This window comes from Mesorhizobium sp. M2A.F.Ca.ET.037.01.1.1, from assembly GCF_003998075.1.
Taxonomy (GTDB): Bacteria; Pseudomonadota; Alphaproteobacteria; order Rhizobiales; family Rhizobiaceae; genus Mesorhizobium.
This window is the reverse complement of sequence record NZ_RZSA01001538.1, coordinates 1-914: the sequence shown is the minus strand read 5'-3', so window position 1 is coordinate 914 and position 914 is coordinate 1. Positions and strand designations below refer to the sequence as shown.

The following is a 914-nucleotide window of genomic DNA, read 5'->3' as shown; positions in this document are numbered from 1 at the left end:
TTTTCCCATACAGGGTGGACTGTTCGACCGTGTCCTGGGCCGACCTGGTGGCGCCGTGCGCGCGGTGGACGGCATCGACCTCAACATCGGACGGGGCGAGATCGTCGCCCTCGTCGGGGAATCGGGAAGCGGCAAGACGACGGTCGGCCGTGTCATCACCAAGCTTGCCCAGCCGACAGGCGGCAGGTTGCTGTTCGATGGCCGCGACTTGACCGCGGAGCGAGGCTCCTCGGCCCTGCGTCCTTACCGGCATCGCGTGCAAATGATTTTCCAGGACGCCTATCAGGCGCTCAATCCGCGACACACCGTGTTCGATATTGTGGCCGAACCGCTGCGTTCCTTGCGGCTGGTCAAGAACGGCACCCAACTCGCCAAGCGGGTGGGCGAAGCGCTTGCGTCCGCCGGGCTAAATCCTCCCGGCGATTTCTTCGCCCGCTTCCCACACGAGCTGTCTGGCGGTCAGCGCCAGCGGGTCGTGATTGCCGGAGCGCTTGCAGTTAGGCCGAATCTCATCATTGCCGATGAACCTGTGTCGATGCTCGATGTCTCGATACGCGCGCAGATTCTTCAGGTCCTGGTTGACCTGCGTGAGAAGCACAACATGGCGTTGCTCTTCATTACTCACGACCTGCCGCTCGCCTGGTTGATCGCCGACCGGATTGCCGTCTTGTATCTTGGGAAATTGGTCGAGATCGGCAGCGCCGATGAGATCACGTTCAACCCACGCCATCCGTATACCATCGCCCTGCGTAACGCCACACCGCAGATTGGCAGAGACGCAAATCGGGAGGCGTTGCCGGCCCTGCACGGCGAAGTTCCAAGTGCCGCGCGCGTGCCGAAGGGCTGTCGTTTCCACCCGCGCTGCCCACTCGCCTTCGAACGCTGTCCGGAAGAGGAACCACCAGCCATTAACG

The 914-nt window shown here is 62.6% G+C and carries 1 protein-coding gene; it reads left to right on the top strand.

What is annotated here, in order from left to right; all coding sequences use genetic code 11:
• A partial coding sequence (locus tag EOA27_RS38190; RefSeq protein WP_245491375.1) for an ABC transporter ATP-binding protein occupies positions 1-914 on the top strand: 914 nt, incomplete at both ends.